This is a genomic window from Pedobacter sp. 01T416_2, from assembly GCF_056398925.1.
The window spans coordinates 1-6,811 of record NZ_JBFTQI010000282.1 but is presented as its reverse complement, the minus strand read 5'-3'; the positions used below and the strand labels follow the sequence as shown (position 1 = coordinate 6,811).

Annotated in this window: 6 protein-coding genes; 1 reads left to right on the top strand and 5 read right to left on the bottom strand. The window is 40.7% G+C overall.

Annotation, left to right across the window (positions count from 1 at the left end; translation table 11 throughout):
* Positions 1–266: 266 nt before the first annotated feature.
* Genes AC1DPQ_RS13340 through fdhD form a run of 4 tightly spaced genes read right to left on the bottom strand, consistent with a single transcriptional unit; the run spans position 267 to position 4,824 of the window.
* Positions 267–1,184, bottom strand: coding sequence for a bestrophin family protein (locus tag AC1DPQ_RS13340; RefSeq protein WP_477581299.1), 918 nt, complete (start codon positions 1,182–1,184; stop codon positions 267–269).
* A 60-nt stretch (positions 1,185–1,244) separates the two neighbouring features.
* Complete coding sequence (locus tag AC1DPQ_RS13335; RefSeq protein WP_477581297.1) at positions 1,245–3,602, bottom strand: FdhF/YdeP family oxidoreductase; 2,358 nt, start codon at positions 3,600–3,602, stop codon at positions 1,245–1,247.
* 3 nt (positions 3,603–3,605) lie between these two features.
* Entirely contained in the window at positions 3,606–3,956 is a 351-nt protein-coding gene (locus AC1DPQ_RS13330; protein ID WP_477581295.1) for a DUF7009 family protein, read from the bottom strand.
* On the bottom strand, positions 3,946–4,824 hold the full coding sequence (gene fdhD / locus AC1DPQ_RS13325) for a formate dehydrogenase accessory sulfurtransferase FdhD (protein WP_477609693.1): 879 nt from the start codon (positions 4,822–4,824) through the stop codon (positions 3,946–3,948). Before fdhD ends, AC1DPQ_RS13330 begins: the two co-directional genes overlap by 11 nt.
* 255 nt (positions 4,825–5,079) lie before the next feature.
* Here fdhD and AC1DPQ_RS13320 point away from each other — a divergent pair, with 255 nt between their 5' ends.
* The gene (locus AC1DPQ_RS13320; protein ID WP_477581291.1) at positions 5,080–6,021 is read left to right on the top strand and encodes a Dyp-type peroxidase; all 942 of its coding nucleotides are present in this window, start codon (positions 5,080–5,082) and stop codon (positions 6,019–6,021) included.
* A gap of 133 nt (positions 6,022–6,154) precedes the next feature.
* Here AC1DPQ_RS13320 and AC1DPQ_RS13315 read toward each other — a convergent pair.
* A partial coding sequence (locus tag AC1DPQ_RS13315; RefSeq protein ID WP_477609691.1) for an ester cyclase occupies positions 6,155–6,811 on the bottom strand: 657 nt, incomplete at its 5' end.

The window sequence follows — 6,811 nt, the reverse complement described above, 5'->3', positions numbered from 1 at the left end:
AGGTTACATCGCTAAAAAGGGTGGTTCCGCCAAATGAAACGGAGATATTATTTACATTAATCACGATTGGGAATATTAAATTCGCGGCAAAGATAAAGGAAAGCGCGTAAATTATCGTGAGAATTTTAAGACATAAAAAAGGTTTCAGTTTTATACTAAGATCTTTAAAAATTCTTGATCTATCACCATACTAAACCTAACCAATTTATGGATGAATTAATTGGACTAAGATTCCGTTTACAAATAAAATTCAGGGTAAATAATGATCAATCGATAATGCCATTTTTTGAGATGATGTTCCCAGAAATTTCTTCACCGTTCAATTCCTTCAAAGTGGTTTCGATCGTCAGGCACATTGCATTTAGGGCGAGGTCGTTCGATGCTGTGCCGAAAGGCTGTTCTATCTCATCTGCAATGGCCTCAAAGGCTACAAAAGTATAGGCAATAAAGGCTACAATAAACGGGGTAAGCCATTGGAGGCTATCAACCAGCCCGAAGGGCAACAAAAAACAGTACAAATAGACAGTACGGTGCAACAACACCCGATAACTATAAGGAATGGGGGTGGAAATAATACGTTCACACCCACCAACAATCTCGGCCAGTTTATCAAGGTTTTCATCGAATCTCATCTGCTGTATAGTGTCAATGCGGCCAGTCTGGTGTGCATTAGCTACCCATTCGCCCATCAGTTTCGTAATCATAACAGGTTTGTACTTTACGGAGAGGATAAAACCATACTGTGTTTCGCTAAGCCGTGCTTTAAGGTCCGGTTGTGGGTCTGTATCCCTTAGCTGATGTTTGAGGGCATAGGTAAAAGAGACGAGAAGATCAATAAATTGATGCGAAAGTGATCTGTCGACTGGGGGCTCTGGAAGCGTAAGTGCTTGCCGGGCCAATGAACGTGTGCAATTTAATAGGGCTCCCCAGAGTTTCCGCGCTTCCCAAAACCTATCGTAACTAACATTGTTACGGAAACCGAGGAACAATGCGAGTACAAATCCAAATAAGGTTAAAGGTGTTGGATTTAAAGGGATTTTGAAGGAAAAGATTCTACCATTGAAGAATACAACACCAACTGACAAAACAAAAAGTAACGCGAGTCTGGGAAGGAGCTTTGGAAGAACAGAACCATGCCAAACAAACAGCATTTTAAACCAGTTTTCCTTATTTCTAATGATCATACTATATTTTGGCTTTAAGCATCTTTATTTATAACGTGGTCGTTCCTGTCTATTTTCAGATTATAACTGAACAGCCTGTTCCAGTTTTTTCACCCTTTCATATATCCCGGGGTCATGTTTTTTAATCCTGATCTTTACATATTTCGATGCAGGCATATTGCTTTCTTTCACTACATTGTTGATCCCTACCAGGACATTTGTTTCCGGGAAATAGGTAACGGCATTTTTTTCAGGAATCTGATAGGAAACAATAATAAACAGTGGTGCTATCCGCTCTATTCCATCATCATAGTTGAATAAGTCTACCTTATCTCCTGCTTTGAACCCTGCACCATCAATGTCGTTCTGGTTCATAAATACTACTCTACGTTCATTCTTTATGCCCCGGTACCGGTCATCAAGCCCATAAATGGTGGTATTAAACTGATCGTGTGTACGAGTGGTAGCCATCATATATTCCCCATCTTCCAAGTTGTTTTCAGGCAGACTGGTTAATGTAAATGGTGCTTTTTCTCCAAAATCCTTTGTAATAAATTTCCCGTCCCTTGCGAGATTAGGCAGATAAAATCCTTCCTTACGCCTAACCTTTTCATTGTAGTTTTCAAAACCTGGGATACATTTTTCAATGTCATCTCTTACGGCATCATAACTTTCTGCGTAACGTTTCCAGTCGATGACCGATTTATCGCCCAAAGTTGCAATCGCCATACGGCATACAATCTGTGTTTCATTGATGAGATTGTCTGATACCGGTTTCAGCATTCCCTTTGATGACTGCACTACTCCCATCGAGTTTTCTGTAGTGATAAACTGATGCACACCATTTACCATATCAATATCGCTCCGGGACAGTGTTGGCAATATCATGGATTCCTTTCCATGAACCAGGTGGCTACGGTTCAGTTTTGTAGATACGGAAACGATTAAATTAAGTTTTCGTACCGCATTGGCGGTGTAGTTTGTATCTGGTGTTGCAGATAGAAAGTTCCCTCCCAAGCAGAATAAGACTTTGAGTTTCCCTTCATGCATGGCTTTAATTGCCCTCACCACATCATACCCATGTTTACGGGGAGGATTAAAGCCATAAAAATTCTGAAGACGGTCTAGTTGGGCATCCGTAGGTTTTTCATCAATCATCATGGTCCTGTTTCCCTGAACATTACTGTGCCCACGAACAGGACAAACACCTGCCCCGGGTTTACCAATACTGCCTTTTAACAACAGGATGTTGAGCATTTCCTTAATCATATCTACACCATTGGGCTGTTGGGTGATTCCCATTCCCCAGCAGATAATAATTCTTTTTTTAAACGCCAGCATTTGTGCAGCATCATAAATCAACGCAGTAGAAACCCCAGATTCCTTTGCAAGTTCTGCTAATTTATAGGTTTCGAACTGCTCGATAAAAGCACCATAGCCAACTGTTTTTTCGGCAATAAAATCATGATCGAATACCGCTCCTGGAGATTTTCTTTCAAATTCAAGCAGAAGCAGTTCAATCGCTTTCAAAAGGGCCATATCGCCATTTATTTTTACAGGCAGATAAATATCAGCGAGTTTTCCGCCAGTACCCAGCACACCACTTACCTCCTGAGGATTACGGAATCCCATTAATCCTGCTTCAGGCAAGGGGTTTATGGCAATGATCTTACCTCCGTTCTTTTTACATTTTTCGAGGGCACTCATCATCCTTGGTGCATTGGTTCCCGGATTCTGGCCTACGATCACAACTACGTCGGTATCGTAGAAATCTTCGAGCTTTACGGTTCCCTTTCCAATACCAATCGTGGGGCGTAGTGCAGTACCTGATGTTTCATGGCACATATTGGAGCAATCGGGCATATTGTTGGTCCCATATTCTTTGGCAAATAACTGGTAAAGAAATGATGCTTCATTACTCGTTCTTCCCGAGGTATAAAATGTTGCCTCATCTGGTGTTTCCAACGCATTCAGATGGGCTGCAATTTTCGAGAATGCATCTTCCCAGGAGATAGGTTGATAGTGGGTGCCTCCCTGTGGCAGGTACATTGGTTCGGTTAACCGCCCCATTTTCCCTATGGTAAAGTCATCCAGCTTTGCCAGGTCAAAAACAGAATTTTCCTTAAAAAATTCGGCAGTAACCCTTTTGGTTGTAGCCTCTTCGGCAAGTGCCTTTGCGCCATTTTCACAATATTCTCCCAATGGAGAACGCTCATCATCCGGATCCGGCCAGGCACAGCTCGGGCAGTCGAAACCACCTGCCTGATTCATTTTAAACAATGCCCTCGTCCCTCTTAAAAGTGTTTTTTCTTCAATTAGATCTCCGAATGCGGCCACCACTGCGGGTATGCCAGCAGCCCATGTTTTTACAGGTGTTAGTTTAAGGCCTAACAATTTATAGGGATTTTCTGCAGCAGGTTCTTTTTTATCGTTCTCCATACCTTAACTATTTAAATGGGGATTGGGGTAATTGTCGCTTTGGTCCTCTTCTACATTATCCAGGCAGGTAAAGTCCTTTTCTATCAACAAGCTAACAGGCCCGCTCAGGTTACTAAATCCTACCTTATCTGTATTGACCAGTTCTTTTACCATTTTCTTGGGCATGTACAGCACGATGCGGTTATCAATAAAATCGGCACTTAGGTTGTCATCACTTGTAGTTGTTATGGCGTATTCCAATGTTTTGCTCATGAAATGGGAACTTTCGGAGAGAAACCCAACAGTACCCAGGGCCTCCACTTCTGATTTGGTTAATCTATATCTTAATGAATTGCCTTTAATTCTAATTTTCATGCGATGTCGGGGTTAGTATCTTATCGTTAATGGTATATATGTTAAATCTGTCGTTTCTAAGAAAACCAAGCAATGTAATATCGAACTCATTGGCCAATTCTAYGGCGAGGGTTGATGGAGCACCAATTGCAGCCACAATAGAAATTCCGGCCATGGCTGCTTTCTGGATGAGTTCAAAGCTGGCCCTTCCACTCAAAAGCAATATAAATTGACTTAAAGGAAGCATATTCTTATTTAGCGCAGTACCGATTAGCTTGTCCAATGCATTATGACGCCCCACATCTTCACAGAGTAATAACAATTCGCCTTCTATGGTAAAGAGACCTGAAGCATGGATACCACCAGTTGCTGCAAAATTGCTTTGGGCCAGCCTCAATTTTTCGGGCAAGCTGTAAAATACATCTGGAGATAAACGCATTTCCTGTTGATGGGCTAAATTTGAATAAGGGCTTACTGTTCTAATGGATTGTATAGAACCCTTGCCACAAACTCCACAGCTTGAGGTGGTATAAAAATTCCTGTCAGATTGCAAAAGATTGGGCATAAACCCTTCAGTCAATTCTACACAAACAATATTTTCTTTTTGCAGTTCACAGGGCATGGATATATGGCTGATGGCTTTAACATTTCCATATGAAGAGATTATGCCCTCTGTAAACAAAAACCCAAGCGCAAGTTCCAGGTCATTTCCGGGTGTGCGCATCGTGATGGAAATATTCTTTTCAATCCGGTTCCCTGCCGGTCCATATACTATTCTAATTTCGAGTGGCTCTTCCACTGATAATATATCCAATGAAGGCGAAGCGATGAAACCTGAAACTTTATTGACAGGTAGGTGCTTAATCGAAACTGATGGAACATCCCTCATAACAATGATTGGTAAAGTCAGAAATTAACACTAAATATAGTTATTTTGAATACAAAGCAATTGTTATTTCATGATATAATTATTGAGCCAGCAGCGTGCCCAAGCCTACTAAGCTTGCAGCTATGGCATATGATTTTACACTGATAAAGCCTCTTATTTTGTGAGGCCTTGCCATTCCGAACCAATTATAATTTAATTATATTTAACTTCAAAAGAAGGAATATTAGTCAGACTAAACGCTTAAAAAATATAACTGTGAATCAATCTCAAAACGTAACAGACTATCCGAATAACAATACCATTTTTACGGTTTGGAAATTTAAAGATGGAGCAGCCATCAGGCCGGCCTTCAAAAGGCTTTGTGCACTGGTAGAGAATATGAACCGTTCTTATGCCGTTAGGGTGGTAAAAGGAAGAACGAGCTGTGTACTGGGCGTGGGCTTTTCGGCCTGGCCAAAACTGGGATTACCCTTGCCTCCTCCTAAGGAACTTTGTAATTTCGAGCCAATTATCGGCGCAAAACATATCGCAGTATCCACTCCGGGAGATATCCATATCCATCTTCGGGCGCTTGACATGGCAATATGTTTTGATATGGCGAGTGACATTGCGAGCATCATGCTGCCAGTTGCCGATTGCCTGGAGGAGATACATGGATTCAGGTACTGGGATGGCCGTTCGATCCTGGGTTTTGTTGATGGAACGGAAAATCCAATTGGTGATGAAAGGCCTTTTTTCGCTCTTGTTGGAGAGGAGGACCCAGCATATAAAAACGGGAGTTACCTTTTTGTGCAAAAATATTTACATGAAATGAAAAACTGGGAAGCGCTTTCAACGGAGGATCAGGAGAAAGTAATCGGTCGGTATAAAATGAGCGATATCGAAATGACCGATGATGTAAAACCCAGCAACTCCCATAGTGCCCTTGCAGGAATTGAGGATAAAGCAGGAAATGACCTTAAAATAATTAGAGACAATATGCCTTTCGGACATCCTTCAAAAGGTGAAGTTGGAACCTACTTTATTGCTTATTCTAAAAATTTCAGTACCGTTAAAGAAATGTTAACACGAATGTTCATTGGTTACCCGCCTGGCAATTCAGATCGGATCCTTGATTTTAGCACTCCGCACACAGGCACCTTATATTTTGCACCAAGCCTTACCATGCTACAGGCTTATGCTGAAGAAGGCATGTAGCTAATTCTTGTGATGATTGATGCGAGGTAATACGAGACCGGGCTTGAACCAAAAATCACCGTTCCTTACCGATAATGTGCATCAGCTAATCGTTGATGGTTTGGAAATTCCCAAAAGCATCTTTGCACATTTCTCACTCTTTAAATTTTGAATATTGTCCTCTTTCCATTTTTATATTTAATCGTTGGTAAAATTCAACAGGATTAAATGCTATTCGCTTATATTCTGTTTGTACGGTTGTTTTCCCTTGATTTAGTTTATCCTGGTTTTCCCAAACGGCAATTGTTATAATGATCAAATTGCCCGCATTGTCTTTTTGTTCGAAAACCTGATCACTTATAAAGCCTGGCAAAGTTTTTATAAACACCCTGTTATAATTCATTCTCTCTACAAACTCTTCAACTGATACTTTGGGAACTGAAAACTTATCGACGAAGTATATCTCATCACGATTTTCTTTTTTATTGGATAAATTTGTKAGGTCGATGGGTAAGACACCCAATTGTTGTAAAAAGCCTAAGCGGTCCGTTTGTATCTGACTTCCAGTTATTTTGCCATTTTTAAATTCATAGGTTGCTATCCCGTCAACAGAAACAGTTTTATTGGTTGGCGGAATATTCTGAAATTGATTTTTATGAGTTCCACTAAATTTTTGTTTTACTACTACTTTATTTCCATCAGCAATTATCTCTTTTACTTCCCATTGAGCATCTGGAAATGCTTTTGTTAACTCAAATATTGTTTCTTGAAAGCCAGTGGCGCCCTTGGCTCCAAACTGATTTATATAATC